Below are 26,052 nucleotides of genomic sequence, written 5' to 3' on the forward strand. Positions count from 1 at the left end.
GGTGGACGCCGCCGCCAGGGGCGCCCACCATGTCGGGCTTCGAGTCGCGGGAGGATTAGAGATGGCGCAGGCTGATGTCGGATTCGTGCATCTGCATGTCCATTCCTCCTTCTCCCTGCTGGAGGGCGCGCTCAACATCGGCAAGCTGGCCGATCTCGCCAAGAAGGACCGCCAGCCGGCGATCGCGCTGACCGACACCGGCAATCTGTTCGGCGCGCTGGAATTCTCCGAGAAGATGGCGGCCAGCGGCATCCAGCCGATTCTCGGCTGCGCCGTCGCGGTGGATTTTCCCGGCCCGGCCCCGCGCGGCCCCGCCAGCCTGGAGCGCCCGCGCATCGTCCTGCTCGCCGCCAGCGAGGAGGGCTGGAAGAACCTGATGGAGCTGGTATCTCGCTCCTTCCTCGACACCGCCTCCGACGGCGCCCCCCACATCAAGGCCGACTGGCTGGAGGGGCGCGCCTCTGGTCTCATTGCACTGACTGGCGGTCCCTTCGGTCCGATCGACCGCGCGCTGGCGGCCGGCAGCGCCGACCATGCAGAGCAACGGCTCGCCGCGCTCCGGGACCTGTTCGGCGACCGGCTTTATGTGGAAATTCAACGCCACGGGCTCGCCGAGGAGCGCCGCGTCGAGCCGGCGCTGATTGAGCTCGCCTACCGGCTCGACCTGCCTCTGGTCGCCACCAACGAGCCCTTCTTCGCCGCCCAGGATGACTATGAAGCCCATGATGCCCTGATTTGCATCGCCGAAGGCCGGCTGGTGGCGGAGGCCGACCGCCGGCAGCTGACCCCGGATCATCGTTTCCGCACCCGTGCCGAGATGGCGGCACTGTTTGCCGATCTCCCGGAAGCCCTTGCCAATACCGTAGAAATCGCCCAGCGCTGCGCCTACCGCCCGCGCACGGTCAAGCCGATCCTGCCGCGTTTCACCCTTGACCGCGACGAGGCGGAGGAGTTGCGCCTGCAGGCGGAGGAGGGGCTGCGCAACCGTCTGGCGGTCCATGGCGCCACGCCGGGCTTGAGCGAGAAGGACTATGAGGACCGGCTGGCCTTCGAGCTCAGCATCATCGAAAAGATGAAGTTTCCCGGCTACTTCCTCATCGTGTCGGACTTCATCAAATGGGCGAAGGCGCAGGGCATCCCGGTGGGGCCGGGCCGTGGCTCCGGCGCCGGCTCGCTGGTCGCCTATTCGCTCACCATCACCGATCTCGACCCGCTGCGCTTCGGCCTCCTGTTCGAACGCTTCCTGAATCCCGAGCGCGTGTCGATGCCGGACTTCGATATCGACTTCTGCCAGGAGCGTCGCGATGAGGTGATCCGCTACGTGCAGCAGCGCTATGGGCGCGACCAGGTGGCGCAGATCATCACTTTCGGCACCTTGCAGGCGCGCGGCGTGCTGCGCGATGTCGGCCGGGTGCTGGAAATGCCCTATGGCCAGGTCGACAAGCTGTGCAAGCTGGTGCCGCAGAATCCGGCCAATCCGGTGACACTGAAGCAGGCAATTACGGACGAGCCGCGCCTGCAGGGCGAGAGCGACGCCAACCCGGTGGTGAAGCGCGCCTTCGACATCGCCACCCGGCTGGAGGGCCTCAACCGCCACGCCTCGACCCACGCCGCCGGCATCGTCATCGGCGACCGGCCGCTCTCCCAGCTGGTGCCGCTCTACCGAGACCCGCGCTCGGACATGCCCGTCACCCAGTACAATATGAAATGGGTCGAGCAGGCGGGCCTGGTGAAGTTCGACTTCCTCGGCCTGAAAACCCTCACCGTCCTCCAAACAGCCGTGCGCCTCGTCGCCCAGCGCGGCATCACGCTCGACCTGTCGACGATCCCGCTGGACGACAAGAAGACCTATGACATGCTGACCCGTGGCGAGACGGTCGGCGTGTTCCAGGTGGAAAGCGCCGGCATGCGGCGCGCCCTGGTCGACATGAAGCCTGACCGGCTGGAGGACATCATCGCGCTCGTCGCCCTGTACCGTCCGGGCCCGATGGCGAATATCCCGGTCTATTGCGCGGTCAAGAACGGGCAGGAGAAGGCCGCCTATGCCCACCCGGCGCTGGAAGCCAGCCTGAAGGAGACCTACGGCGTCATCATCTACCAGGAACAGGTGATGCAGATCGCCCAGACCCTGTCGGGCTATTCGCTCGGCGAAGCCGACATGCTGCGGCGCGCCATGGGCAAGAAGATCCGCGCCGAGATGGACCAGCAGCGCGCGCGCTTCGTCGATGGTGCGGTTGAGCGCGGGGTGCCGAAGGCCAAGGCGTCGGAGATCTTCGACCTGCTCGCCAAGTTTGCCGATTACGGCTTCAACAAGAGCCACGCGGCGGCCTATGCGCTGGTCTCCTATCAGACCGCCTATATGAAGGCGAACTACCCCACCGAGTTTATGGCCGCCTCCATGACACTGGACATGGGCAACACCGACAAGCTGGCCGAATTTCGCCAGGAATCGCAACGTCTCGGCATCGAGGTGGTCCCGCCTTCGGTGAACCTCTCGGGGCGCGAATTTGCGGTGAAGGATGGGCGCATCCTCTACGCGCTCGCCGCCATCAAGGGCGTCGGCGGCCATTCGGTGGAGGCGATCGTCGAGGCGCGTGGCGGGCGAACCTTCGCCAGCCTTGCCGACTTCGCCTCGCGCATTAACGCTAAGGCGCTGAACAAGCGGACGATGGAGAGCCTGGTCAGCGCCGGCGCCTTCGACGCGGTGGAGAAGAACCGCGCCCGGGCGCAGGCGGCGATTGATTCCATTCTCGCCCACGCCGCCTCGGTCGGGGCGGAGGTGGCCTCGGGTCAGGGCAATATGTTCGGCGGGCCTTCGGTCGCGGCGGAACTGCCGATTCCCAATGCCGCACCCTGGCTCCCGGCCGAGAAGCTGCAGCGTGAATATGACGCTATCGGCTTCTTCCTTACCGGCCACCCGCTCGATGATTACGGCAAGGCGCTGGACCGGCTGCGGGTGCAGCGCTGGACCGACTTCACCCGCTCGGTCCGCGCCGGCTCCATGGCCGGGCGCCTCGCCGCCACGGTGGTGAGCCGGCAGGAGCGGCGCACCAAGAGCGGAAACAAGATGGGTATCGTTGGCCTTTCTGACCCTTCCGGCCAGTTCGAGGCGGTGCTGTTCTCGGAAGCGCTGGCGCAGTACCGCGAATTGCTGGAACCCGGCAAGGCGCTGCTGCTGCAGGTCTCGGCCGAATTGCAGGGCGAGGATGTGCGCGCCCGCATCCAGACGGTGGAGCCGCTCGATCAGGCCGCGTCGAAGATGCAAAAGGGCATGCGCGTCTTCCTTCGCTCGCCCGAGCCGCTGGAAAGCGTGGCCACCCGGCTCGGCTCGCTCGGTGGCGGGCGCGGCGATGGTGAAGTGTCGCTGGTGCTGCTGCTGGGCGAGCGTGGCGATACCGAGGTCGAGGTAAAGCTGCCCGGCCGCTTCAGCCTGTCGCCGCAGATCGCCGGCGCGCTGAAGGCGGTTCCCGGCGTCGAAATGGTCGAGATGGCGTAGCGCCCGGTCGGTGCGACCGTCACCGCAACGGATGCCGGGCGGCGCGGTATCCGCGCAGGCCAGCTGCCGGGCGCAGGCCGGCGAACGGCCGACGGGGCGTATCGCCAATCTGCCAGAGCACGTATCACCATTCATCCTGAGGGCGCCGGCTGCCATGCGCCGGCCGTAAGCTGCGCCGTGTTCATTGGCGGCCCGAGACGCTGCGGCGCCGCTCAACCCGCGCGCGCAGCGGCCCGCCGGATTCGATTGACACACCTGTGCGCGGGGACGTCACTGTCGCGTTGCCGGCCGGCATGCGGACGCCTGATCGCCATCCTCAGGGAGATCGGATGAACCGGGAAACGGTAATCAACTCAGAGTTGAGCTTGGTTGCGCTTAGCATATCCGGGAGACGCCATGTGTTTCTCTCTATTTCTAAATCATTTCCGTACGGTTTCATGATGCCATTGGCGGCGTTTTTGCTTGATCTTTGAAGAATAAATGCCTCTTTGCCGGAGAAGGTCACGAGGGGCAATCACGGCGGTGGTACTCGAGGGTTCTGAAAAGCGGCGGGCAATTCTGGTCCTGGGCATGCACAGGAGCGGCACGTCGGCACTCACGCGGACGGTCAATCTCCTGGGAGCCGCGACTCCGCAGACATTGATGGGCGCCACGTCGGGGAACCTGCGCGGGCACTGGGAATCGAAGCCGATCGTCGACTTGAATGACGAAATTCTCGCGGCCTGCGGGCACCGCTGGTATTCGCGCCGGCGTATTACGGTCTCGCCGATCGACGTGGTGCGTGCCAATGGCATGTGGCAACGGCTGCGCGATACACTGGATAGCGAATTTGAAAGCGCCTCGACGGTGGTCCTGAAGGACCCGCGCATCAGCCGTCTGGTTCCCCTCTACCGTGAGGCGCTGACCGAGGCAGGCTATGCCGTTGAGGCTGTGCTCACGCTGCGCAACCCGCTGGAGGTCGCCGAGTCGCTGGCGCGCCGCGACGACATGGAACCGCGCCGGGCGCTGGGCCTGTGGATGCGCTACACTCTGGATGCCGAGCGCGGCACGCGCGGACTGCCCCGCGCCCTGGTCGTCTACGACGCCCTGCTCGAGGACTGGCGCGGCACGACGGGACGGATGAAGCGCCAACTCGGCGGCCAATGGCCAGAGGTGACGCCAGAGATTGCCGCGACGATCGACGAGTTCCTGACCCCGACGCTGCGTCATCACACGATCGAGGTGCCCAGGGGCGGGCTCGGGCGTGCGGCGATTTCCGGCCTCCTCTATCGCGACATGGCCCGCGCCCTGATCGATTCCCCTTCGTCGACGCCGGGATTGCTGTCTTCCACCCTGGCCGAGTGGAGCCTGCTTGCCAGCCGTTCCACCGGTGGCCTGGTGGCGGCGTAGGCGCGGACTTGCCACATGGATCGCACTCCCCTATAAGCCGCGCCATTCCGCACGCGGACTCGCGGCCGGAAGCCCATTGTCACGACGTGACGCGGGCTCCAGCGCCGCTCCGGTGCCGTAAGCCGAATTCCTCGGCACGGCCATGTCCGCGGAGGCCCAACCGGACGAGAGACGACAATGGCGCTCCCTGACTACACCATGCGCCAGCTCCTGGAAGCTGGCGTGCATTTCGGGCATCAGTCCCACCGCTGGAACCCGAAGATGGCCCCGTTCATCTTCGGCACCCGCAACAACATTCACATTCTCGACCTGGCCCAGACCGTGCCGGCGCTCCACCGCGCCCTGCAGGCCGTGTCCGACACCGTGGCCCGTGGCGGCCGCGTTCTGTTCGTCGGCACCAAGCGCCAGGCGGCTGATGCCGTGGCCGATGCTGCCAAGCGCTCGGCACAGTACTATGTGAACTCCCGCTGGCTCGGCGGCATGCTGACCAACTGGAAGACCATTTCCCACTCCATCGCCCGCCTGAAGAAGCTCGAAGAGCTGCTCGCGGCCGGCGAGGGTGTTGGCTACACCAAGAAGGAGCGCCTGACGCTCCAGCGCGAGAAGGAAAAGCTCGATCGCGCGCTTGGTGGCATTCGTGACATGGGCGGCATCCCCGACCTGCTGTTCGTCATCGACACCAACAAGGAAGACCTGGCGGTCGCCGAGGCCCGCCGCCTTGGCATTCCGGTCGCGGCCATCCTCGACACCAATTGCGATCCCGACGGCATCGCCTTCCCGGTTCCCGGCAATGACGACGCCGGTCGCGCCATCAACCTCTATTGCGATCTCGTCGCCCGTGCCGCCATTGACGGCATTGGCCGCTCCCATGGCGATCTCGGCATCGACATTGGCGCTTCCGAGGCTCCGATGGTTGAGGACCTGCCGGCCGAGACCGCCTGGACCAGCCTGGAATCGCTGTCGGGGCCGCGTGGCATTGCCGACGACCTGAAGAAGCTGACGGGCGTTTCCCCCGCGATCGAGAAGCAGCTGACCGACCTCGGCATCTTCCATTTCTGGCAGATCGCCGCGCTCAACGCTGACGACGCTCACCGTCTCGGCGAAGAAGTCGGCCTGCCGGGTCGTGTCGATGGCTGGGTGGCGCAGGCCAAGGAGCTGACCGCCGAGGTCGAGTGACCCCGGCGTCCGCTTCGCAACGGCGTCACATTTCGGCGCCAAGCATTGTATCGCACGGCCGGCCCGGATTCCTTCCGGCCGGCCGTGTCGTCGATTGACACAGAGATCGTTGAGGAACGGAACATGGCCAACATCACCGCGGGCATGGTGAAGGAGCTGCGCGAGAAGACCGGCGCCGGCATGATGGACTGCAAGGCCGCGCTGACCGAGGTTGACGGCGACATCGAGGCCGCCATCGACTGGCTGCGCAAGAAGGGCCTCGCCAAGGCCGCCAAGAAGGCCGGGCGCGTCGCCGCCGAGGGCCTTATCGGCCTCGCCGTGTCGGGAACGACGGGCGTTGTCGTCGAAGTGAATTCCGAGACCGACTTCGTCGCCCGCAACGAGCAGTTCCAGCAGCTGGTGCGCGACATTGCCGCCGTGGCGCTCGGCGCCGAGGACGATGTCGAGGCGTTGAAGGCGGCTGCCTACCCGGCCGGCGCCACCGTCGCCGACGCCATCAACACCGCCGTCGCCACGATCGGCGAGCATATGAACCTGCGCCGCTCCAAGAAGCTCTCCGTCTCGGCGGGCGTCATCGGCTCCTATGTCCATGGGTCGGTCGGCGAGGGCCTCGGCAAGATCGGCGTGCTGGTCGCGCTCGAGTCGGAAGGCAAGGCGGAAGAACTCGCCGCGCTCGGCCGCCAGATTGCGATGCATGTCGCCGCGGCCAACCCGCAGGCGCTCGATTCGTCCAGCATCGCCGAGGACGTGATCGCGCGCGAGAAGGGCGTTCTCGCCGAGAAGGCCAAGGCCTCCGGCAAGCCCGACAATGTGGTCGAGAAGATCGTCGAGAGCGGCCTGAAGACCTATTTCAAGGAAGTCACGCTGGTTGAGCAGGCTTTCATCCATGACCCGTCGAAGACGGTCGCCCAGGCGGTGAAGGAAAGCGAAGGCAAGGTCGGCGCGCCGATCAAACTCGTCGGCTTCGTCCGCTTCGGCCTTGGCGAGGGTGTCGAGAAGCAGGAAAGCGATTTCGCCGCCGAAGTCGCTGCAGCCGCCGGCGTCTGAGCGCGATCTTACGTTGATAAGTCACGCCGGGCCGCCCATGGGCAGTCCGGCGTGTTTTACTGTGCGCGCCGTCGCGAGTCGCGCCAATCCAGAGGTGCCCCATGTCGATCCCTCAGCCGCACGGCGCCCTCTATGGGCGGGTCTTGGTCAAGGTTTCCGGTGAGGCGTTGATGGGGAACGAGGCGTTCGGGCTGCACTGGCCGACCATCGAGAACATCGCCCAGGATCTCGTCGAAGCGCGTGCCACGGGGGCGGAGATTGCCGTGGTGGTGGGCGGCGGCAACATCCTGCGCGGCGCAAGCGTGGCAGGGCAGGGGCTCGATCGCGCCACCGCCGACCATATGGGCATGCTGGCGACGGTGATGAACGCGCTTGCGCTGGAGAAGGCGGTCGAGAAGGCCGGCGTTCCCGCCCGTACACTCTCTGCCATTCCCATGCCGACCATCTGCGAGCCCTACGCCCGGCAGACCGCCTCGCGCCACCTGGCGCGCGGGCGTATCGTGCTGCTGGCCGGCGGCACCGGCAATCCCTATTTCACCACCGATACCGGCGCCGTGCTGCGCGCCGCCGAGCTTGAATGCGACGCGGTGATGAAGGCGACCAATGTCGACGGCGTCTACACGGCCGATCCCAAGCGGGACCCATCGGCGCAGCGCTATGACCGCCTCACCCATGATGAAGCGCTGGCTAAGGACCTGAAGGTCATGGATGCTGCTGCCTTCGCGCTGGCGCGGGAAGCCAAGCTGCCGATCGTCGTCTTCTCCATCCGGGAGCCCGGGGCCATTGCCGCCGCTCTCCGTGGCGAGGGTCGCGCGACGACGGTGGCGCCCTAGCTTTTCCGAGCGAATGGCGCCGGCGCTATCCGCACGGCAGGTGTGGTTGTCGCGTAAGGCTTGCCACGGGCGCGTTTAGGTTGGATAAGCCGCCAACCGGCGCCCGTCGGCCGCGTGCCGGCTGATGTATGAATGAGGTTCGTGATGAGCACTGGTCCGATTGACATTGCCGATATCAAGCGTCGCATGCAGGGCGCGATTTCCGTTCTGAAGACCGAGCTTTCGGGCCTGCGCACCGGCCGAGCCTCGGCCAGTCTGCTGGAGCCGATCCAGGTCAATGCCTATGGCAGCAACATGCCGCTCAACCAGGTCGCGTCGGTAAACGTGCCGGAGCCGCGGCTGCTGTCGGTTCAGGTGTGGGACCGGGGCATGGTGGCGGCGGTCGAGAAGGCCATCCGCGACTCCAATCTGGGCCTCAACCCCCAGACCGAAGGGCAGGTTCTACGCGTGCGCATTCCCGAGCTGACGCAGGATCGCCGTCAGGAACTGGTCAAGGTGGCGCATAAATATTCCGAGGCCGCGCGCGTCTCCGTGCGCCATGTGCGGCGCGACGGACTCGACACCATCAAGAAGGCGGAAAAGGACGGCGAGATGAGTTCCGACGACCTGGACCGGCTCGCCGAGCAGGTCCAGAAGGCGACGGACCAGTTCATTGCCGAGATCGACCAGGTCGTTGCCGCGAAGGAAAAGGAAATCCTCGCGGTCTAGTCGGCGGGCGCCAGGGGGGCACCGTGAACATTGCAAGGCGTGGCGAGGCCTCAGGTGCCGCCATCGAGACCGTTGGGAGCGAGGCAAACTCGCTGTGCCCGGTGCCGCGCCACGTCGCCATTATCATGGACGGCAATGGACGTTGGGCGAAGAGCCAGGGCCTGCCGCGTTTCGAGGGGCACCGGCGCGGGGCCGAGGCCGTTCGCCGCGCCGTCGCCGACGCCAAGGATCTCGGCATCGAGGCGTTGACTCTCTACAGCTTTTCCAGCGAAAACTGGTCACGTCCGGAGCGTGAGATCGGCGAGCTGATGGGGCTGCTCAAGCGCTTCATTCGCTCCGACCTCAAGGATCTTCACGCCAAGAATGTGCGCCTGCGTATCATCGGCGAAGGTCATCCCACCGATGGCGAAGTTCAGGCGATGTTCGACGAGGCGCAGGCGCTCACCCGGGACAATACCGGGGTGCGGCTGACGGTGGCGTTCAATTATGGCTCGCGCGGCGAGATCGCCCGTGCGGCGCAGGCGCTCGCGCGGCAGGTAGCGGCAGGCGAGATTTGCGCTGAGGACATCACCACTGAGCGCTTTTCTGAGGCGCTCGACACGGCGGGGCTGCCGCCGCTCGATCTGATGATCCGCACCAGCGGCGAGCAGCGTCTGTCGAATTTCCTGCTTTGGCAGGCCGCCTATGCCGAGCTGGTGTTCCTGCCGGTCTTCTGGCCGGACTTCAATCGGAGCTGGCTGGAGCAAGCGCTTGGTGAGTACCGCCGGCGCGAGCGCCGCTTCGGCGGCGTCGACGCCGGGGAAAGCTGAGCCGTTGCGTATTGGAGAGGATTTCCTGCCGCGCCTGGGCTCGGCGCTGGTGCTCGGGCCGTTCGTCATACTGGTGGCGGTGGTCGGCGGCTGGGCGTTCAGTACCCTTCTTGCGCTTGCCGCCGTCATACTGCTTTGGGAATGGCTGCGAATGATCGGGGCCAAACCGCGCACGCCGCTGCTGGTCATTGGCAGCGCGGCGCTGGTGGCGGCGATTCTGCTGCTCGCCATCCGCCCGCCTCCGGCTGCTATCGGCATCGTGGTTTTGGGGGCAATTACCGCAGCCCTCGTGGCTCGCTCCAATCGGGAGCGGCGGACCTGGGCGCCGTTCGGGGTGATCTATGCCGGCGGGCTGGCGCTGCCCACCCTCATCCTGCGCGATGATGGTTCATTCGGGCTGGTGAGCCTGGTGTGGCTTCTGGCCGTGGTCTGGTCGACCGACATCGCCGCCTATTTCTGCGGCCGCCTCATTGGCGGTCCTAAGCTCTGGCCGCGCGTCAGCCCCAACAAGACCTGGGCCGGCTCGCTCGGCGGGGCGTTCTTCGGGATGCTGGCGGGCATGGCCACACTGTCTTTGGCCGGTGTCGAGACCGCCTTGCTGGCGGCGCCGGTGGCGCTGCTGGCCAGCTTTGCCAGTCAGGGCGGCGACCTGTTCGAATCGGCGATGAAGCGACGTTTCCAGGTGAAGGATTCCAGCCGCCTGATTCCCGGCCATGGCGGGCTGATGGACCGGCTCGACGGTTTTATCGCGGCGGCGGCGCTGGCGCTGCTGATCGGCTTGATACGGGCCCCCGACGCGCCGGCCCGCGGGTTTCTGCTGTGGTGATCCCCGCCGATGCCGCCCGGTCAGCCGCGCCGTGCGTGCATCGCCGAATTTCAGGTATCGCGCCGCATTTTGCTCACCTTCGCCTTAAACGCTGCTTATGGAACAAGAGGCGCGCCCGTCGGCGTGCGTGTCTGGGAAATCGCTGATGGAACTTCTTGCCTCGATGGGCGGCAATGCGAGCTGGCTGCTCGGCTATGTCGTGCCGTTCCTGTTCGTGCTGACGATCGTCGTGTTCTTCCACGAACTGGGCCATTTCTGGGTGGCGCGGCGGGCCGGGGTGAAGGTGGTGGCGTTCTCGATCGGCTTCGGCCCCGAGATCGTCGGCTTCAATGACCGGCATGGCACCCGCTGGAAGCTCTCGGCAATTCCCCTCGGCGGCTACGTCAAGTTCCTCGGCGACGAGAACGCGGCGAGCGCGCCCGACCGCGGCGCCATCGCCCATATGAGCGAGAGCGACCGCCGCGAGAGTTTCTTCCACAAATCTGTCGGCGCCCGGGCGGCGATCGTGGCGGCGGGGCCGATCGCCAATTTCATCCTGGCGATCGTCATCTTTGCCGGCTTGTTCATGACGGTGGGCCGGCAGGTGACGACCCCACAGGTCGACGCGGTGCAGGCCGGCAGCGCCGCCGAGCGCGCCGGCTTCCAGCCCAGCGACGTGATCCTCGCCATCAATGGCGATCCCATCGATTCGTTCGGCGACATGCAGCGCATCGTCAGCGCCAATGCCGGCGAGGCGCTCGCCATCGAGGTCGAGCGCGGCGGGCAGCGACTCACCCTTGAGGCCACCCCGGACCTGCGCGAAGTCACCGACACTTTCGGTAATGTCCATCGCATCGGTGTGCTCGGTATCTCCCGCGACACCGGGGGAGGGCAGGTCCGCACCGAGCGATTCGGCCCGATCGAGGCCGTGACCCAGGCGACGACCGAAGTGTGGTTCATCGTCGACCGTACGTTCAGCTATCTCGGCGGTGTTGTGACGGGGCGCGAGCGGGCCGACCAGCTGGGTGGGCCGATCCGGATCGCCCAGGTGTCCGGGCAGGTCGCGACCTTCGGAATCGCCGCTTTGCTGCAACTTGCCGCCGTTCTGTCGGTGTCGATCGGACTTCTTAACCTCTTTCCGGTACCGCTTCTGGATGGCGGACATCTGCTTTTCTATGGCATCGAGGCGCTGCGCGGCCGACCGCTCAGCGAACGGGCCCAGGAGGTGGGTTTCCGCATCGGTCTGGCGCTTGTCCTGATGCTGATGCTGTTTGCGACGTGGAACGATATTCTCAACATATCAAAATCTTGAGCTGGATTCAGGACGGCGTTGCCGAGGCGCCACGCCGTCCGGAAAAGGCACTGAAAGCGGCAGGTCCGGTTTGCAGGCTCTGGAAAAGTCTGTATCAAACGGAGTGCAGGGTGAGGAGTGTCGCCGGGTGTGCGCCTAGAGGTGTGCAGTCGGACGTCTCCCAGAACAACGGTAAGGTTGCGCACCAAATGGCTCGTTCCCGGTTCGTGAGTAGATTGGCCTCGGTTGTCGGCTTTGCCCTTCTGGTGGCGGTCGGCAGTGTGTCGGGTGCCGTCATGGCGCCTGGAGTGGCCATGGCTCAGTCGGCGAATTCAATTGTGGTCGAGGGGAATCAGCGCGTCGATGCCGATACCATCCGCTCCTATTTCCAGCCCGCTCCCGGCCAGTCGCTGACACCCGCCAAGATCGACGAGGCGCTCAAGTCGCTTTACGCCACGGGCCTTTTCTCCGACGTCACGATCAGCAACCGCGGTGGGCGGATGGTCGTTACTGTCGTCGAGAATCAGGTGATCAACCGCGTTGCCTTCGAGGGCAACAAGAAGGTCAAGGACGACCAGCTGGCGCTGGAGGTTCAGTCCAAGGCTCGCAGCCCGCTCTCCAAGACGACGGTGCAGGCCGACACGCAGCGCATCATCGACGTCTATCATCGCGCTGGTCGCTACGACGTGCGCGTCGAGCCGAAGATCATCGAGCGGGGCCAGGGTCGTGTCGATCTGGTGTTCGAGATCACCGAAGGCGACAAGCTGGGTGTGGCCGAGATCAAGTTTGTCGGCAACAAGGCCTATTCGGAATACAAGCTGAAGGAAGAGGTCACGACCACGGAGACCAACTGGCTCTCCTGGCTGAAGAACACCGACATTTATGACGTCGACCGCATCAATACCGACCAGGAACTGCTGCGCCGCTTTTACCTGAAGCATGGCTATGCCGATTTCCGCATCATCTCGGTGACGGCCGATCTCGACCGGGCGCGCGACGGCTTCATCCTGACCTATGTGATTGAGGAAGGCCCGCAGTATCGCATCGGCACGGTCGATGTGGTCAGTGGGATCAAGGATGTCTCGATCAACGATCTGCGTGGCGCCCTGCGCGTCGCGCCCGGCCAGGTCTACAATGCCGAGCTGGTGGAGAAGTCGGTCGAGAACGCCACGATCGAAGTCTCGAAGTCGGGCTATGCCTTCGCTCAGATCCGTCCGCGCGGCGACCGCAATGTCGAAGCGCGCACCATCTCGCTGGTCTTCGCTGTCGAGGAAGGCCCGCGCGTCTATGTCGAGCGCATCGAGATCCGCGGCAATGTCCGTACCCGCGACTGGGTTATCCGCCGCGAGTTCGATTTCGCCGAAGGTGATGCCTATAACCGCGTGATGGTGGACCGCGCCGAGCGTCGCCTGCGCAATCTCGGTTACTTCAAGGAAGTGAAGATCACCAACGAGCCGGGCACCGCGCCCGACCGCATCATCCTTGTGGTGACGGTTGAGGATCAGCCCACCGGTGAGTTCTCGGTCTCGGGCGGCTATTCGACCTCGGACGGCTTCATCGGCGAAGTGGCGATCTCGGAGAAGAACTTCCTCGGGCGCGGGCAGTATGTCCGCCTCGCCGGCCAGCTCGGCGAGAACGTGCAGGGCGCCGATTTCAGCTTCACCGAGCCCTATTTCCTCGATTATCGCATCGCCGCCGGCTTCGACCTGTTCTGGAAGACGACCAATGCCACCAGCTACAGCCAGTACGACACGGAGTCGGCAGGCGGCACACTGCGTATCGCCCTGCCGTTGACCGACGAGCTGACGCTGGGCCTGCGCTACATGCTGTCGCAGAAGGAAATCTCAGTCAGCATCACGGACGAGGTCTACAACAACATTTCGTGGGCCCTGCTCGAGATCAACAATGAGTCAATTGTTACCTCGGCGGTCGGCTACACCCTGTCCTACAACATGCTGGACGATAACCGTAACCCGTCCAACGGCTACCTGATCGAACTGAAGCAGGACTTCGCCGGTCTCGGCGGCGACACGACCTATGTCCGCACCACCTTCGACACCCGTTTCTACACCCCGATCGTCGGCGACTTCGTGCTGCTGCTGCGTGGCCAGGTCGGCAATGTGGCCGGGTGGGGTAATGAGGACCTGCGGATCACGGACAATTTCTTCAAGGGTCCTGACCTCGTTCGCGGCTTCGCGCCGAACGGCATCGGTCCGCGCGATCTGGCCTCGGGCGCCTATGGCCAGGACATGGATGCGCTCGGTGGCACGATGTACTGGGGTACCTCGGCGGAAGTTCAGTTTCCGCTCTCCTTCCTGCCCAAGGATTTCGGCCTGAAGGCGGCGGTGTTTGCCGATGCCGGATCGCTCTGGGACTATCAGGGCAACACCACCTTCCCGAACATTCCGAACTGGGACAAGAACTTGGTGGATTGCAGTGCGATTGCCGGCTCTTCGACAAAGGGCCTTCAGAATGTCTGCGTCGCCGACAGCGACAGCATCCGGTCCTCGGTCGGTGTCAGCTTGATCTGGCAGTCGCCCTTCGGTCCGCTGCGCTTCGACTATGCCTGGGCTCTGTCGAAGGAATGGTATGACGAGGTGCAGCAGTTCCGCTTCAGCGGCGGCACCCGCTTCTGATAAGCTCCACCCCATTATGCAGCACGGCGGTCCGGTCATCCGGGCCGCTTGTGCGTTTGGGTAACGGCACGGCAGTCGACAGGCGGCGATGAACGATCCCTTCTTCCATTTGGCGCCGGTGCCGCTGACGCTGGCCGAGATTGCCGCGCTTCTCGGTACGTCGGCGAGCGAGGCTGTCGCCGGCGCGCCGTCGGTGCGGATTTCCGGCGTGGCCTCGCTCGAGGAGGCCGGCCCCGCCGATCTCGCCTTCATGGACGGCGCCCGCCATGTGCCGGCGCTGCGCGACACCCGTGCCGGCGCGTGCCTCGTCACTGATCGCTTTGCCGAACATGTGCCGGAAGGCACGGTGGCGCTCTGCGTTGCCAAGCCGCACGCGGCCTTTGTCACGGTTGCCCGCCAGCTCCATGCGGCAAGCCTGCGCCCGGGTTCGATGTTCGGCCATGTCGGCATCGCCGCCGGGGCCGTGGTGCATCCGCAGGCGCGGATCGAAGCGGAGGTGACGGTTGACCCGGGCGTTGTGATTGGTGCCGGGGCTGAAATCGGCAGCGGAACTGTGGTCGCCGCCGGTGCGGTGATCGGGCCGGGCGTTCGCATCGGGCGTCATTGCTCGATCGGCGCCGGGGTAACTCTGCAGCACGCGCTGCTCGGCGACCGGGTCATCGTCCATCCGGGCGCGCGGATCGGGCAGGACGGTTTCGGCTATGTCGGCAGCGCCCGGGGCCACGCCAAGATTCCGCAGCTCGCCCGGGTGATCCTGCAGGACGATGTGGAGATCGGCGCCTCGACGACGATTGACCGCGGCGGGCTGCGCGACACGGTGATCGGCGAGGGCACCAAGATCGACAATCTGGTGCAGATCGCGCACAACGTGGTCATCGGTCGCCACTGCATCATCGTCTCGCAGACCGGCATCGCCGGCAGCGCGACGCTAGGGGATTTCGTGATGTTGGGCGGGCAGGTCGGGGTCATCGGACATGTCCGCGTCGGCGACGGCGCGCGTATCGCCGCCACCAGCAATGTGAAGGATGACGTGCCGCCCGGTGCCGAATGGGGCGGTTCGCCGGCGAAGCCGATGCGCGACTGGTTCCGCGAGGTGATGGCGCTGCAGCGGCTAGGGCGTGGCGAGGGAACAAGTTCTGGCCAGCGCGGCGTCGCCGGCGAACAACAGGGACAGTAGGGGATGGACGTGCAGGAGCAAGCCGCAGTTGAACCCACGGCGCTGGGTGCCGCCGATATTCAGCGTATCCTGGCGACGCTTCCCCACCGCTATCCATTCCTCATGGTCGACCGCATCGTCGGCATTGAAGGTGACAGGAAGGCGGTGGGGATCAAGAACGTCTCGGCCAATGAGCCGCATTTCCAGGGCCATTTCCCGGACAATCCGGTCATGCCCGGCGTACTCATCCTTGAGGGCATGGCGCAGACCGCCGGCACCATCTGCCTGCTGGACCGGCCTGAGGATGGTGCGCCCTCGCTGGTCTATTTCATGACCATCGACAAGGCCAAGTTCCGTAAGCCGGTGCTGCCGGGCGACGTGCTTGAGTATCACATGACCCAGATGACCAAGCGGCGGAACATGTGGTGGTTCCGTGGTGAGGCCAAGGTGGACGGGCAGATCGTCGCCGAGGCGGAAGTGGGCGCGATGATCGCCCGCGGGGAACGTAAATGAACGAAGCCGAGGCGAAGATCGACCCGCTGGCGCGTGTCGAGGCGGGTGCCGTTCTGGGCGCCGGCGTCGAGATCGGGCCGTTCTGCACCGTGGGGCCGCACGTGGTGCTGGGAGCCGGAGTCAAGCTGATCTCGCATGTCGCGATAGGCGGGCACACCACCATCGGCGAGGGTTCGACGATCTATCCCTTCGCCTCGCTCGGCTTCGCGCCGCAGTCACTCGGCTACAAGGGCGAGCCGACGCGGCTGGTGATCGGCCGCAACTGCACCGTCCGCGAGCATGCGACGATGAACACCGGCACCGCTGGCGGGCACCAGGAGACGGTTGTCGGCGACAATTGCCTGTTCATGGTGAACAGCCATGTGGCGCATGACTGCATCGTCGGCAACAATGTCATCTTCGCCAACAACGCGACGCTGGCCGGCCATGTGAGCGTGGGAAACAACGTCTTCCTCGGCGGCATGGCGGCGGTACATCAGTTCGTCCGCATCGGCGACAATGCGATTGTCGGCGGCCTGTGCGGGCTGCAGCACGATCTCATTCCGTTCGGCGCCATGATCTATGGCCGCAGCGGACTCGGTGGGCTGAACATTATCGGCATGAAGCGCCGTGGCCTCGGCCGGCCGCAGATCCACGCGCTGCGCGCGGCCTATCGCGAGCTGTTCTATTCCGGCGGCACGCTGGGCGAGCGCGCCGCGCGCGTGGCTGAGCGCTATGCCGACGACGCCAACGTCATGCATGTCGTCGATTTCGTACGCAATGGCGGCAAGCGCCGCCTGACCGTGCCCGAGGATACGGCCGACCATGTCGCCGAACCCGACGCCGCCTGAGGCGCCGTCCTCGACGGGGGATTCCACCGAAGGCCCACTGGCCATCATCTGCGGCGGTGGGGCCTTTCCCCTCGCTGTGGCCGAGGGCGCGCGGCGGGCCGGGCGGCAGGTTGTCCTGTTCCCGGTGCGTGGCTTTGCCGATGCTTCCTTCGAGGCTTGGCCGCATGCCTGGATCTCGCTCGGCCGCTTCGGTTTCCTCAAGAGCGAGCTGCGCCGCCGGGGCTGCCGTGACGTCGTCTTCATCGGCAATGTGCTGCGCCCGCGTATTCGCGATCTCCGGCTCGACTGGGCGACGCTGCGGCTGCTGCCGCGTGCCGTTGCCCTGCTGCGCGGCGGCGATGACTATCTGCTCACCGGCCTTGGCCGGCTGATGGAGGAATCGGGCTTCCGCCTCGTTGGCGCGCATGAGGCGGCGCCGGAAATCCTTATGCCCGCCGGACAGCTCGGCACTGTGGCGCCCGATGCCGCCGCGCGCGAGGATATCGCCCGCGGTCGCGCTGCGCTGGCGGTGATGGGCCCGCTCGACATCGGCCAGGGGCTGGTAGTGATGAACCGTCATGTCGTCGCGGTGGAGGCGGCCGAGGGTACCGATCTCATGCTCGCCCGTGTCGCCGAGCTGCGGGGCAATGGCCGCATCAAGATGCCGGCGCGTTGCGGGGTGCTGGTCAAGCGCCCGAAGGAGGGGCAGGATCTGCGAATTGATCTTCCCTCCTTCGGCGTCCGCACGGTGGAAGGGGCGGCCCGGGCCGGGTTGGCGGGCATCGCGCTGGAGGCCGGCGGCGTCATCGTCGCCGATAGCGCCGCGCTGATCCGGCTTGCCGACCGGGAGGGCCTGTTCATCCTCGGCGTCGAGCGCGAGGGGACGCAGGGGGCATGAGCGACCCGGCTCCGCTCGACATATTCATCGTCGCCGGCGAGGAATCGGGCGATGTGCTGGGTGCCGGGTTGATGGCGGAGCTGAAGGTGCTCCATGCCGGCGGGGTGCGCTTTCGCGGCGTCGGCGGCGCCCGCATGCAGGCGCAGGGGCTGGTGCCGCTCTTCCCCATGGAAGACATCACCGCGATGGGCTTTGCACAGGTGATCGGCGGCCTGCCGCGCATCCTGCGGCGCATGAGCGAGACGGCACAGGCGATCATCGCCCAGCTGCCGGATATAGTGGTGATGGTTGACGCGCCCGATTTCACCCATCGCGTCGCCCGCAAGGTGCGGGCGCGCCTGCCGAAGCTGCCGATCGTCAAATATGTCGCCCCCACCGTCTGGGTGTGGCGGCCGGGGCGCGCCAAGGCTATGGCGCCGGACTTCGACCGGGTGCTGGCGCTGCTACCCTTCGAGCCCGAGGCAATGCACACGCTGGGCGGGCCGCTGACCACCTATGTCGGCCACCCCTTGCTGGGTGAACTGGCCACGCTCCGGCCGTCTGCCGAAGAGGCGGCCCGGCGCGCGGCGGCGCCGCCGGTTCTGCTGGTGCTGCCCGGCAGCCGGCGGGCGGAACTGGCGCGCCTCGGGGCCACCTTTGGCGAGGTGCTGGCGCGGCTCACGGCCGAGGTGCCGGATGTCGAGCTGGTGCTGCCGACCCTGCCGGGCCGGCGGGCGCAGGTGGAAGAGATGGTCGGGTCCTGGCCGGTCAAGCCCCGCATTATTGTCGAGGATGAGGAGAAGCGGGCCGCCTTCCGGGTGGCGCGGGCGGCGCTCGCCGCTTCCGGCACGGTGACGCTGGAACTGGCGCTCGCCGGTGTCCCGACCGTGGCGGCCTATCGGGTGCCATGGCTGGAAGGGCGCATCGCGCCCTTCTTCATCCGGGTGAAGACGGCGATCCTGCCCAATCTCATCCTCGATGAGCCGGCCATGCCGGAATATCTGCAATGGCACATCGACCCTCCCGCGATGGCGGAGCAACTGGCGCGGCTGATCGCTGGAGGGGCGGAGCGGGAGGCACAGCTTTCCGCCTTCGCTCGGCTCGACGCGGTCATGGGCGAGGGCGGCGATCCGCCGAGCCGACGGGCGGCGCGGGCGGTGCTGGAGACGCTGGCACAGCGCCGCGCCGTGAACTGAGCCCGAGCGATCACTCGCAACAAAAAACCCCGCCTTCCAATTCGGAGGACGGGGTTTCGAGTTTCAGACCATCAGCATGCAGTCATCGCGGGCATCGCGATCACTTGCGGCGGGCGATCGGCACGTAGTCGCGCTGGGTGGCGCCGGTGTAGAGCTGGCGCGGACGACCGATGCGCTGGCTCGGATCCTCGATCATTTCCTTCCACTGGCCGATCCAGCCCACGGTGCGGGCGAGGGCGAACAGCACGGTGAACATGGAGGTGGGGAAGCCAAGGGCGCGCAGCGTGATGCCCGAATAGAAGTCGATATTCGGGTACAGCTTGCGCTCGACGAAATACTCGTCCTGCAGCGCGATGCGCTCCAGCTCGATGGCGATGTCGAGCAGCGGGTCGTCCTTAATGCCGAGCTCGCCCAGCACTTCGTGGCAGGTGCGCTGCATGATCTTGGCGCGCGGATCGTAGTTCTTGTAGACGCGATGGCCAAAGCCCATCAGGCGGAACGGGTCGTTCTTGTCCTTGGCGCGGTTGATGAATTCCGGAATGCGGTCCACCGAGCCGATCTCGCCGAGCATCTTCAGCGCGGCCTCGTTGGCGCCGCCGTGGGCGGGGCCCCACAGGCAGGCAATGCCGGCGGCGATACAGGCGAAGGGATTGGCACCCGACGAGCCGGCGAGGCGAACGGTCGAGGTCGAGGCATTCTGCTCGTGGTCGGCGTGCAGGATGAAGATGCGGTCAATGGCGCGCGAGAGGATCGGGTTGACCTTGTATTCCTCGCAGGGCACCGAGAAGCACATGCGCAGGAAGTTCGAGGCGTAGTCGAGATCGTTCTTCGGGTACACGAAGGGCTGGCCGATCGAGTATTTATAGGCCATCGCCGCCAGCGTCGGGATCTTCGCGATCATCCGGATCGAGGCGATCATGCGCTGCTGCGGATCGGAGATGTCGGTGCTGTCGTGGTAGAAGGCCGACAGCGCCCCAACGGAGGCCACCAGCACCGACATCGGGTGCGCGTCGCGACGGAAGCCGTGGAAGAAGCGGCTCATCTGCTCATGCACCATGGTGTGGCGCGTGACGCGGTAGTCGAAATCGGCCTTCTGGGCGGCGGTCGGCAGTTCCCCGTAGAGCAGTAGGTAGCAGGTTTCGAGGAAGTCGCTTTCGGCCAGCTGTTCGATCGGGTAGCCGCGATAGAGCAGGACGCCCTCGTCGCCGTCGATATAGGTGATCTGGCTTTCGCAGGAAGCGGTGGAGGTGAAGCCGGGATCGTAGGTGAACTTGCCAGTCTGGCTGTAGAGCTTGGCGATGTCGATGACATCCGGCCCTATCGTGCCGTTCAGGATAGGAAGCTCCCAGCTTTCATCGCCAATGGTGAGCGTGGCGGATTTTGGCGCGTTGCTTTGGCTGGCGTCCATGCGGGGTCTCCCTGAACCTTGAGAACCGGATCTGAAACGGATCGCGTCTTTTGCGGGGGCCGCGCCTGCCTTGCGGCAATGTGCAGCGGAGACAGGGGATGTCCCACGGCGGCCCATGGACAAAGTCGTAGCGGTTTCGATCCGCCCTCGCAAGCGCAGCGAAACCGCTCCCGCATTGCGGCCGAGCCCCGGGGGCGCGCGTTTTCGGGCGCCCCCCGATCGCGGCGGAAAGCGGCGTCAGGCTGACGTCGCGGCACCTGTCTGGTCGGCAATGCGGGCGAGCGATTCCTCCCGGCCGAGCACCGCGAGAACGTCGAAGATGCCGGGCGAGGTGGTCTTGCCGGTCACGGCCGCGCGCAGCGGCTGGGCCAGCATGCCCAGCTTCACGCCTTGCGCTTCCGCCACTGCACGTACTGCCGCCTCGGTCTCCGCCGCGTTCCATTCGCTCACGCAAGCGAGCTGTCCGGCAGCGGCCGCCAGCAGCCGGCGGGCGTCCTCGGTGAGCAGGGCATGCGCCTTTTCTTCCAGGGGAAGCGGGCGCATCCGCCAGATATAGGCTGAGCTTTCAATGAGTTCGAGCAGCGTCTTGGCGCGCTCCTTAAGCCCCGGCATGGCGGTGAGCAGCTGGGCGCGACGCTCTGGCGTCAGCGCGGCGGCGATCGTGCCGCCGTCGGGAATATGCGGAAGCAGCGCGTCGATGGCCTCGATCAGCTCGGCGTCGGGGGTCGAGCGGATATACAGGCCGTTGATGTTCTCCAGCTTGGCGAAGTCGAAGCGTGCCGCCGAGCGGCCGACCCGGTCGAGGTCGAACAGGCGGGTCATCTCCTCGGTCGAGAAGATTTCCTGATCGCCATGGCTCCAGCCGAGGCGCACGAGGTAGTTGCGCAGTGCGGCAGGCAGGTAGCCCATGGCGCGATAGGCATCGACGCCGAGCGCGCCGTGGCGCTTGGAGAGCTTGGCGCCGTCCGGCCCGTGGATCAGCGGGATGTGCGCCATCTTCGGCACCCCCCAGCCTAGCGCATGGTAGATCTGCGTCTGGCGCGCAGCATTGGTGAGGTGATCGTCGCCCCGGATGATGTGGGTGACGTTCATGTCGTGGTCGTCTACTACCACCGAGAGCATATAGGTCGGGGTACCATCGGAGCGCAGCAGGACGAGGTCGTCGAGGTCCTTGTTGGGAATCACCACCCGGCCCTGCACGAGGTCCTCGATGACGGTCTCGCCCTCGGTCGGCGCCTTCAGGCGGAACACCGGCTTGCGGTCGGCCGGCGCCTCCGCCGGGTCGCGGTCGCGCCAGCGCCCATCATAGCGCGGCGGGCGCCCTTCCTTGCGGGCGGTCTCGCGCATCTCCTCAAGCTCCGCCGCGCTGGCGTAGCAGGGATAGGCGCGGCCGGCCGCGATCATCTGCTCCACCGCCTGGCGGTGCCGTTCGGCCCGGGCGAACTGGTAGATCACATCGCCGGACCAGTCGATGCCGAGCCATTTCAGCCCGTCGATGATGGCGTCGATCGCCTCCGGGGTGGAGCGCTGGCGGTCGGTGTCCTCGATGCGGAGCAGCATCGTGCCGCCCTTGGCGCGGGCATAGAGCCAATTGAACAGCGCGGTGCGGGCGCCGCCAATGTGCAGGAAGCCGGTGGGCGAGGGGGCGAAGCGGGTAACGACGGTCTCGGACATATCTCTTCCGTCTGCGCCGGAGGGACGGCGGCGAAGCATGGCGGGCGCGGAGCGTGCGTGTACCATAGGTGTGCGACGCGGGAAAAGCGGGCCTTCCGTCAGGTGCGGTTCGCCTCGGCCGCCGAGTCTCGGTACCACGCAGAAGGGCAGGGCAGAAACACGCGCGCAAGGGGCATCGGGGGATGCATGTGCCGCCGCATCAGGGACCGAGAGACGCGCCGCGCCAGCGCGCGCGGGCGGCCGTGGTCGGCGAGGGGCAGGCGAGGCGGCACCCGACCCACTGGCGCCTGCCGGGCCTGTCTTTGGCGGGACTCTGGCAGGGCGTGGCGACGGCGCTGGAGCGCGAGCTCGACGACCGGCGCGGCTTCCTGTTCCTGCCGATCGGTTTTGCCGCCGGGGCCGCACTGTATTTCGCCGCGCCGCAGGAGCCGCTGCCCTATGCCGGCTTTGTGCCGGCCCTCGCTTTTGCCGGGCTTGCCGTGCTGGCGCGGGCGAGGCCTTTCGCCTTCCACCTTATGGCGCTTCTCGCCGTGCTCGCCGCCGGTTTCGCGGTGGCGGCGCTGCAGGTGCAGCTCATGGCGCATCCGGTGCTGGGCCGGACGCTGAATGCGGTCGAGGTGCGCGGCTATGTCGAGGCGGCGGAACTGCGGCCGCGCGGCAGCCGCATCACGCTTGCCGTCACCGGCATGGAGCGCGCCGGGGTGGAGATGCCGCAGCGGGTGCGCGTCACCCTCGCCGGCCGGCAGCCCCCGGCAGTGGGCAGCCATGTGACGCTGCGCGCTACGTTCGGGCCCCCGCCCGGGCCGTCCTACCCCGGCGGCTTCGATTTCGGGCGGGCGATCTGGCTGGATGGCATCGGGGCCACCGGCTATGCGCTCGGCCGGCCGCAGCTGAGCCCGGCCTCCACGCCGCCGCCGCCGGGGCTGGCGCTGACCACCTGGCTCGACGGCACGCGGCGCGCCATAGCGGCACGCATCCGCGCGGCGCTGCCGGGGGAGGAGGGGGGCGTTGCTATCGCCCTCGTCACCGGGCTGCGCGACGCGGTGCCGGAATCGATTGAGGAGAGCATGCGGATCTCCGGTCTCTCGCACGTGCTGTCGATCTCCGGCCTGCACATGGCGCTGGTGGCGAGCTCCGTGTTCTTCCTGGCGCGGGCGCTGCTGGCGCTGGTGCCGGACCTTGCGCTCTACCGGCCGATCAAGGCCTGGGCGGCGCTGCCCGCCATGCTGTCGGCCAGTTTCTACCTCCTGCTCTCCGGCGCCGAAGTGCCGACCCAGCGCGCCTATGTGATGACGTTGCTGGTGCTGGCCGGGATCGTGCTCGGCCGGCCGGCGCTGACCGTGCGGACGCTGGCTGTGGCGGCGCTGGTGCTGCTGGCACTATCGCCCCGGGCAGTGCTCGATCCCGGGGCACAGATGTCGTTCGCCGCCACGCTCGGGCTGATTGGGGCCTATGAGCGCTTCGCCTTCCTCATCACCCAGCCCTCGGCGAAGGCGGGGCGCTGGCTCGGGCTGCCGGGACGCTATATCGCGGCGCTGGTGCTGGCGTCGCTGGCGGCGGGCCTGACGACGGCGCCCTATGCCGCCTATCACTTCCAGCGCCTGGCGCCGCTGAGCCTGGTGGCCAATCTCGGCGCTATGCCGGTGGTGTCGTTCGTGGTCATGCCGGCGGGGCTCGCCGGCTCGATCCTGATGCCGTTTGGCTGGGACGACCCGGCCTGGCGACTGATGGGCTGGGGCCTCGCCCGCATGAGCGACATTTCCGACCTGGTCGCGGCGCTGCCCGGCGCCGATCGCGGCGTGCCGGCCATGCCCATGGCGAGCCTGGTGCTGTTCAGCCTCGGATTGATGGTGCTGTGCCTCGCCCGCACGAGGCTGGTCCTTCTCGCGCCGCTGCTGGCGCTCGCTGGCTTCGTCATGGCGGCGACGGCGCCGCGCCCCGACCTGCTGGTCGATGCCGAGGCGCGCACGGTGGCGGTGCGCGGCGGGGATGGCGCTCTCGCCTTCATGGGCGACCGCGATGCAGGGGTGGGCGGGCGCTTCGCGGTCGAGCAATGGCTGAGCGCGGATGGGCAGCGGCCGCGATTCGGCACGGGGGACCTCACCAAAGCTGCGGCCTGCGATCGGCTCGGCTGCACGCTTCCCCTGCCCGATGGGCGGCTCGTGGTGGTGTCGCGCGACCGGGATTCGCTGGAAGATGATTGCCGCCTGGCGGCAGTGCTGGTGACACCCTTCGCGCCGCCTCTCGACTGCGCGGCGACTGTGATCTATCGCGACGCCCGCACGGCTATCGGCGGGGTGGCCGGCACCCTGATGCCGGATGGCAGCCTTGCTCTCGCCAGCGCTCGCCCGGCTCAGGGAACGCGGCCCTGGGAACCGAAAGCCCCGCGCCCGCCACCTTCCGGAGCAGAGCGAGCCGGAGGTGCCCGCGCCTCGCCTGGGAGCAAAATCGCATCAAAGCCGGCCGCTGCGCCGGCGCCAACAACCTCCGGCCCCGCCGAGGCGACCGGCGCGCCACCCTTGTCCTCGCCCGAGACGGCGCCGCCTGCCGACGACGATCCTCAGTAGCGCCGGAAGAGCCCGACCAGCTTGCCTTGGATGCGGACCCGGTCCGGGCCGAAAATGCGCGTCTCATAGGCCGGGTTGGCGGCCTCAAGCGCCACCGAGGCGCCCTTGCGGCGCAGGCGCTTCAGCGTGGCTTCCTCGTCATCGATCAGCGCGACGACGATTTCGCCCGTGCTGGCGGCGTCGCATTTGCGGATGAGCGCCAGATCGCCATCGAGAATGCCGGCCTCGATCATCGAATCGCCGCGGACTTCCAGCGCGTAATGCTCGCCGCCCGACAGCATTTCCGGCGGCATGCCGATGGTGTGGTCGCGCGACTGGATGGCGGAAATCGGCGTGCCGGCGGCTATGCGGCCCATGACCGGGATCGATACGACGCGGCGGTCGCCATCATCGTCCGAGGAGGGGCGCACCTTGCCGAGATTGCCCTCGATGACATTGGGGGAGAAGCTGCGGACAGGCTTCGTGGGCTGCGCGTCCTCCGGCAGGCGGACCACTTCCAGCGCGCGCGCCCGGTTTGGCAGGCGGCGGATGAAACCGCGCTCTTCCAGTGCCGTGATCAGCCGGTGAATGCCCGACTTCGAGCGCAGGTCGAGCGCCTCCTTCATTTCCTCGAAAGAAGGCGGCACGCCGTCCTGCTGGAGGCGTTCATTGATGAACAGGAGCAGCTCATGCTGTTTGCGGGTGAGCATCAAGAGAACCCCGTCTGCCGGCCGATGCCGAAACGAAACAAATCACGAACAAAGACTAGCCGTTCTTATTGTGTTCCACAATGGGTAAAGGGAGCCTAAACGGCGGCTGGCCCGCCACAATCACGCTGGCAGTGGCGAATGGTGTGCGCCTGGAGCGGTGGGCGGGCGGCCAAGGCGGCGCAATTTGCCGCCGTTGCGGCAGGCCAGCCAGATCACAGAGCGCGGTCAAAGCGTCTGGGCGTATTGCTCATAGGCGTCGTGGACGATCGCGATATGGTGGCGCATGGCTGTGGCGGCGCCGTCGCGATCGCCGCGCAGGATGGCGGTGGTCACCCGGTCATGTTCGGCATGCGAGAGCGCCAGCCGCCCCAGCGCGCGGAACTGGGCTCGGCGGAAAGGCGAGAGCCGGCGTCGCGTGCCCAGCGTCAGCTCGATCAGATAGTCATTGTGGCTGCCGGCATAGATCGAGGTGTGGAATTGCTCATTGGCCTCGCGATAGGCCGCAAAGTCGCCCAGTCGCATCAGCTCGCCCATGCCGGCATGCAGACGCTCCAGCTGCTGGCGCTCCGGCGGCGTCATATTGAGCGCACTAATTCCGGCGCAGAGCGCTTCCAGCTCGGCCATCACCTCGAACATGTTCTGCAGCCGGGCGACGCTCGGGCGCGCCACCACGGCGCCGCGATGCGGGCGGGCATCCACCAGGCCCGAGGCGGCCAGCTCGCGCAGCGCCTCGCGCACGGGTGTGCGCGACACGCCGAAGCGGGCGGCGAGCGCGGTCTCGTCCAGTGCCGTGCCGGGCGGAAGCGTGCCGCGGGTGATCTCGTCGGCCAACTGCAGGCGCAGCTCCTCGGCCCGCGTCACGCGCAAAGGTCGCGCGCCATTGGTGCGGGTGCCGGTGGTTGGCCGATCAAGGGGCAGGCGGACGGGTAGCACCGACATGGGCAAACACACGACAGATAGGCGCGCCCGAATG

The 26,052-nt window shown here is 66.8% G+C and carries 20 protein-coding genes; 16 read left to right on the forward strand and 4 right to left on the reverse strand.

What is annotated here, in order from left to right; translation table 11 throughout:
* Nucleotides 1-61 precede the first annotated feature (61 nt).
* The 15 genes from dnaE (at nucleotide 62) to lpxB (ending at nucleotide 18,741) form a co-directional block, all read left to right on the forward strand.
* Complete coding sequence (gene dnaE, locus J2S76_RS00780; RefSeq protein ID WP_307056605.1) at nucleotides 62-3,496, forward strand: DNA polymerase III subunit alpha; 3,435 nt, start codon at nucleotides 62-64, stop codon at nucleotides 3,494-3,496.
* Nucleotides 3,497-4,138: 642 nt separating this feature from the next.
* Nucleotides 4,139-4,885: a sulfotransferase family protein gene (locus J2S76_RS00785; protein ID WP_307056607.1), complete on the forward strand. Its 747-nt coding sequence runs from the start codon at nucleotides 4,139-4,141 to the stop codon at nucleotides 4,883-4,885.
* Between the two features lie 177 nt (nucleotides 4,886-5,062).
* Nucleotides 5,063-6,061 (forward strand): 30S ribosomal protein S2, encoded by a 999-nt coding sequence (locus J2S76_RS00790; RefSeq protein WP_091436721.1) that lies wholly within the window; start codon nucleotides 5,063-5,065, stop codon nucleotides 6,059-6,061.
* A gap of 123 nt (nucleotides 6,062-6,184) precedes the next feature.
* Nucleotides 6,185-7,108, forward strand: coding sequence for a translation elongation factor Ts (tsf, locus tag J2S76_RS00795; RefSeq protein ID WP_307056610.1), 924 nt, complete (start codon nucleotides 6,185-6,187; stop codon nucleotides 7,106-7,108).
* 101 nt (nucleotides 7,109-7,209) lie between these two features.
* Nucleotides 7,210-7,941, forward strand: a complete 732-nt coding sequence (gene pyrH, locus J2S76_RS00800; protein ID WP_307056612.1) for a UMP kinase — start codon at nucleotides 7,210-7,212, stop codon at nucleotides 7,939-7,941.
* 144 nt (nucleotides 7,942-8,085) lie between these two features.
* Complete coding sequence (frr, locus tag J2S76_RS00805; protein ID WP_307056613.1) at nucleotides 8,086-8,649, forward strand: ribosome recycling factor; 564 nt, start codon at nucleotides 8,086-8,088, stop codon at nucleotides 8,647-8,649.
* Between the two features lie 62 nt (nucleotides 8,650-8,711).
* On the forward strand, nucleotides 8,712-9,458 hold the full coding sequence (locus J2S76_RS00810) for an isoprenyl transferase (RefSeq protein WP_307057693.1): 747 nt from the start codon (nucleotides 8,712-8,714) through the stop codon (nucleotides 9,456-9,458).
* A gap of 4 nt (nucleotides 9,459-9,462) precedes the next feature.
* Nucleotides 9,463-10,284 (forward strand): phosphatidate cytidylyltransferase, encoded by an 822-nt coding sequence (locus J2S76_RS00815; RefSeq protein ID WP_307056615.1) that lies wholly within the window; start codon nucleotides 9,463-9,465, stop codon nucleotides 10,282-10,284.
* A gap of 145 nt (nucleotides 10,285-10,429) precedes the next feature.
* Nucleotides 10,430-11,575: an RIP metalloprotease RseP gene (gene rseP, locus J2S76_RS00820; RefSeq protein ID WP_307056618.1), complete on the forward strand. Its 1,146-nt coding sequence runs from the start codon at nucleotides 10,430-10,432 to the stop codon at nucleotides 11,573-11,575.
* A 188-nt stretch (nucleotides 11,576-11,763) separates the two neighbouring features.
* Nucleotides 11,764-14,190, forward strand: a complete 2,427-nt coding sequence (gene bamA / locus J2S76_RS00825) for an outer membrane protein assembly factor BamA (protein WP_307056620.1) — start codon at nucleotides 11,764-11,766, stop codon at nucleotides 14,188-14,190.
* Between the two features lie 88 nt (nucleotides 14,191-14,278).
* A complete protein-coding gene (gene lpxD, locus J2S76_RS00830; protein WP_307056622.1) occupies nucleotides 14,279-15,367 on the forward strand; it encodes a UDP-3-O-(3-hydroxymyristoyl)glucosamine N-acyltransferase in 1,089 nt (362 codons plus the stop codon).
* A 3-nt stretch (nucleotides 15,368-15,370) separates the two neighbouring features.
* On the forward strand, nucleotides 15,371-15,859 hold the full coding sequence (fabZ, locus tag J2S76_RS00835) for a 3-hydroxyacyl-ACP dehydratase FabZ (RefSeq protein ID WP_307056624.1): 489 nt from the start codon (nucleotides 15,371-15,373) through the stop codon (nucleotides 15,857-15,859).
* Nucleotides 15,856-16,689 (forward strand): acyl-ACP--UDP-N-acetylglucosamine O-acyltransferase, encoded by an 834-nt coding sequence (gene lpxA / locus J2S76_RS00840; RefSeq protein WP_307056627.1) that lies wholly within the window; start codon nucleotides 15,856-15,858, stop codon nucleotides 16,687-16,689. Before fabZ ends, lpxA begins: the two co-directional genes overlap by 4 nt.
* Complete coding sequence (locus J2S76_RS00845) at nucleotides 16,664-17,566, forward strand: LpxI family protein (protein ID WP_307056628.1); 903 nt, start codon at nucleotides 16,664-16,666, stop codon at nucleotides 17,564-17,566. Before lpxA ends, J2S76_RS00845 begins: the two co-directional genes overlap by 26 nt.
* Complete coding sequence (lpxB, locus tag J2S76_RS00850) at nucleotides 17,563-18,741, forward strand: lipid-A-disaccharide synthase (protein ID WP_307056631.1); 1,179 nt, start codon at nucleotides 17,563-17,565, stop codon at nucleotides 18,739-18,741. Before J2S76_RS00845 ends, lpxB begins: the two co-directional genes overlap by 4 nt.
* A gap of 100 nt (nucleotides 18,742-18,841) precedes the next feature.
* Here lpxB and gltA read toward each other — a convergent pair whose 3' ends face one another.
* Both gltA and gltX read right to left on the reverse strand, forming a co-directional pair.
* A complete protein-coding gene (gene gltA / locus J2S76_RS00855; protein WP_307056633.1) occupies nucleotides 18,842-20,149 on the reverse strand; it encodes a citrate synthase in 1,308 nt (435 codons plus the stop codon).
* A 237-nt stretch (nucleotides 20,150-20,386) separates the two neighbouring features.
* Nucleotides 20,387-21,823: a glutamate--tRNA ligase gene (gltX, locus tag J2S76_RS00860; RefSeq protein ID WP_307056635.1), complete on the reverse strand. Its 1,437-nt coding sequence runs from the start codon at nucleotides 21,821-21,823 to the stop codon at nucleotides 20,387-20,389.
* 182 nt (nucleotides 21,824-22,005) lie between these two features.
* On the opposite strand from gltX, the gene J2S76_RS00865 reads away from it, so the two are divergent.
* Entirely contained in the window at nucleotides 22,006-24,390 is a 2,385-nt protein-coding gene (locus J2S76_RS00865; RefSeq protein WP_307056637.1) for a ComEC/Rec2 family competence protein, read from the forward strand.
* On the opposite strand, the gene lexA is transcribed toward J2S76_RS00865, so the two are convergent.
* Together lexA and J2S76_RS00875 are read right to left on the reverse strand one after the other, a co-directional pair.
* A complete protein-coding gene (lexA, locus tag J2S76_RS00870) occupies nucleotides 24,384-25,079 on the reverse strand; it encodes a transcriptional repressor LexA (RefSeq protein WP_307056639.1) in 696 nt (231 codons plus the stop codon). The two genes, J2S76_RS00865 and lexA, sit on opposite strands and share 7 nt — an antisense overlap.
* A 225-nt stretch (nucleotides 25,080-25,304) precedes the next feature.
* Nucleotides 25,305-26,018, reverse strand: a complete 714-nt coding sequence (locus J2S76_RS00875) for a GntR family transcriptional regulator (protein WP_307056641.1) — start codon at nucleotides 26,016-26,018, stop codon at nucleotides 25,305-25,307.
* Between the last annotated feature and the right edge of the window lie 34 nt (nucleotides 26,019-26,052).

Origin of the sequence: Ancylobacter vacuolatus, assembly GCF_030813595.1 — a bacterium.
Classification (GTDB): Bacteria; Pseudomonadota; Alphaproteobacteria; order Rhizobiales; family Xanthobacteraceae; genus Ancylobacter; species Ancylobacter vacuolatus.

Excerpts from the sequence above, each read along its gene's own strand:
- dnaE (WP_307056605.1), top strand. The coding sequence starts at position 62 with ATGGCGCAGGCTGATGTCGGATTCGTGCATCTGCATGTCCATTCCTCC.
- J2S76_RS00785 (WP_307056607.1), top strand. The coding sequence starts at position 4,139 with ATGGGCGCCACGTCGGGGAACCTGCGCGGGCACTGGGAATCGAAGCCG.
- J2S76_RS00790 (WP_091436721.1), top strand. The coding sequence starts at position 5,063 with ATGGCGCTCCCTGACTACACCATGCGCCAGCTCCTGGAAGCTGGCGTG.
- tsf (WP_307056610.1), top strand. The coding sequence starts at position 6,185 with ATGGCCAACATCACCGCGGGCATGGTGAAGGAGCTGCGCGAGAAGACC.
- pyrH (WP_307056612.1), top strand. The coding sequence starts at position 7,210 with ATGTCGATCCCTCAGCCGCACGGCGCCCTCTATGGGCGGGTCTTGGTC.
- frr (WP_307056613.1), top strand. The coding sequence starts at position 8,086 with ATGAGCACTGGTCCGATTGACATTGCCGATATCAAGCGTCGCATGCAG.
- rseP (WP_307056618.1), top strand. The coding sequence starts at position 10,430 with ATGGAACTTCTTGCCTCGATGGGCGGCAATGCGAGCTGGCTGCTCGGC.
- bamA (WP_307056620.1), top strand. The coding sequence starts at position 11,764 with ATGGCTCGTTCCCGGTTCGTGAGTAGATTGGCCTCGGTTGTCGGCTTT.
- lpxD (WP_307056622.1), top strand. The coding sequence starts at position 14,279 with ATGAACGATCCCTTCTTCCATTTGGCGCCGGTGCCGCTGACGCTGGCC.
- fabZ (WP_307056624.1), top strand. The coding sequence starts at position 15,371 with ATGGACGTGCAGGAGCAAGCCGCAGTTGAACCCACGGCGCTGGGTGCC.
- lpxA (WP_307056627.1), top strand. The coding sequence starts at position 15,856 with ATGAACGAAGCCGAGGCGAAGATCGACCCGCTGGCGCGTGTCGAGGCG.
- J2S76_RS00845 (WP_307056628.1), top strand. The coding sequence starts at position 16,664 with ATGTCGCCGAACCCGACGCCGCCTGAGGCGCCGTCCTCGACGGGGGAT.
- lpxB (WP_307056631.1), top strand. The coding sequence starts at position 17,563 with ATGAGCGACCCGGCTCCGCTCGACATATTCATCGTCGCCGGCGAGGAA.
- gltA (WP_307056633.1), bottom strand. The coding sequence starts at position 20,149 with ATGGACGCCAGCCAAAGCAACGCGCCAAAATCCGCCACGCTCACCATT.
- gltX (WP_307056635.1), bottom strand. The coding sequence starts at position 21,823 with ATGTCCGAGACCGTCGTTACCCGCTTCGCCCCCTCGCCCACCGGCTTC.
- J2S76_RS00865 (WP_307056637.1), top strand. The coding sequence starts at position 22,006 with ATGCATGTGCCGCCGCATCAGGGACCGAGAGACGCGCCGCGCCAGCGC.
- lexA (WP_307056639.1), bottom strand. The coding sequence starts at position 25,079 with ATGCTCACCCGCAAACAGCATGAGCTGCTCCTGTTCATCAATGAACGC.
- J2S76_RS00875 (WP_307056641.1), bottom strand. The coding sequence starts at position 26,018 with ATGTCGGTGCTACCCGTCCGCCTGCCCCTTGATCGGCCAACCACCGGC.